Origin of the sequence: Microbacterium sp. NPDC060117 (genome assembly GCF_042729315.1) — a bacterium.
Classification (GTDB): domain Bacteria; phylum Actinomycetota; class Actinomycetes; order Actinomycetales; family Microbacteriaceae; genus Microbacterium.
The window spans coordinates 565,794-567,523 of record NZ_JBHWXR010000004.1; the positions used below are offsets into that span (position 1 = coordinate 565,794).

Genomic DNA, 1,730 nt, shown 5'->3' on the forward strand with positions numbered 1-1,730 from the left:
GTAAGCCTCCGTGACTGAGAGCACCGTGGCAAAGAGCGCTGCTGCGCCCAAGATCCTGATCGTGGGCGGTGGTTACGCCGGTTTCTACACCGCGTGGAAGCTCGAGAAGCACCTCCGCAAGGGCGAGGCCGAGGTCACGATGGTGGACCCGCTGCCGTACATGACCTACCAGCCCTTCCTGCCGGAGGTCGCCGCGGGGTCGATCGAGCCTCGGCACGCGGTCGTCGCCCACCGGCGCCACCTGAAGCGCACCAACGTGGTGACGGCGAAGGTCACCGGCATCGACCACGCCAGCAAGGTCGCGACGATCACGCCGGCGATTGGCGAGCCGTACGAGTTCGCGTACGACCAGATCGTGGTGACGGCGGGTGCCGTCTCGCGCACCTTCCCGATCCCCGGCATCGCCGACAACGCGATCGGTCTGAAGACCATCGAAGAGGCCGTGGCCGTGCGCGACAAGCTGCTGTCGAACTTCGACAAGGCCGCCTCCATCCCCGCCGGGCCCGAGCGGGACCGCCTGCTCACGGTCGTCGTCGTCGGCGGCGGTTTCGCCGGCATCGAGGCGTTCGCCGAGCTCCGCTCGTTCGCGTCGTCGCTCATCGCGAAGTACCCGCAGCTGTCGTTCGACGACACCCACTTCCACCTCATCGAGGCGATGGGCCGGATCATGCCCGAGGTCTCGCTGAAGACGAGCGAATGGGTGCTGAAGGATCTCGCCAAGCGCGGCGCCAACGTGCACCTGGACACCCAGGTCAAGGGCGCCGTCGACGGCAACGTCGAGCTCTCCACCGGTGAGGTCATCCCGACCGACCTGATCGTCTGGACCGCGGGCGTCATGGCCAACCCCACCGTCGTGCGCGGCGGCGACCTGCCGGTCGAGGAGCGCGGGCGCATCCAGACCCGCGCCGACCTGCGCGTCGGCACCCCCGAGGCGTTCGTCGAGGGCGCCTGGGCCGCGGGCGACGTGTCGGCCGTCCCCGACCTGTCCGGCGGCGGCGTCGGAGGCATGTGCGTGCCCAACGCGCAGCACGCCGTGCGCCAGGCCAAGCTGCTCGCCAAGAACCTCGTCGCGGTGCTGCGCGGTGAGACGCCCAAGGACTACTTCCACAAGAACCTCGGCGCCGTGGCCGGTCTCGGCCTCTACAACGGCGTCTTCCAGTCCGGCAAGCTCGCGCTGAAGGGCTTCGTGGCCTGGGTCGCGCACCGCGGCTACCACGGCCTCGCGATGCCCTCGTGGGAGCGCAAGTGGCGCGTGCTGTGGGGCTGGTGGAACAACCTGTGGCTCGGCCGCGACATCGTCGGCCTCGAGGCCGTGCAGACGCCGCGCGCCGTGTTCGACGAGTTCGCCGCCCGCCCGCGCCCGGCCGTCGAGGCGGCTCCGGCGAAGGTCGAGAAGGCCAAGGAGCCGGTCGGCGCCGCCAAGTAGGGCCCCGTCTCGTTCGGAACGCCCCCGGATCCTCTTCGCAGAGGGGCCGGGGGCGTTCTGCGTCTGCAGCAGGGCCGCCATGCCGGCGTCTCGCAGGAAACGCCGTCGGAACTGGCTGTATGTCGTCGACGGCATGGGGGCGGATCCGGCGCGGAACGCGCGAATCGACGACGCGGCGGACTTCCGGGATTTTGGGTATTGACGCGGGAGCTCCAGGGCGAGTACCACTTGTCTCGGTATCCGCGTGGGGGAGCGCGCCTACCAGTTCTACGGAGCTGTGCGTTCTACGGGGCTGGAGGTCTTG

The 1,730-nt window shown here is 69.7% G+C and carries 1 protein-coding gene; it reads left to right on the forward strand.

Going from position 1 to position 1,730, the window contains the following annotated elements:
* Positions 1 to 10 precede the first annotated feature (10 nt).
* Positions 11 to 1,426, forward strand: coding sequence for an NAD(P)/FAD-dependent oxidoreductase (locus ACFWCK_RS18385; protein WP_378807242.1), 1,416 nt, complete (start codon positions 11 to 13; stop codon positions 1,424 to 1,426).
* Positions 1,427 to 1,730: the final 304 nt, after the last annotated feature.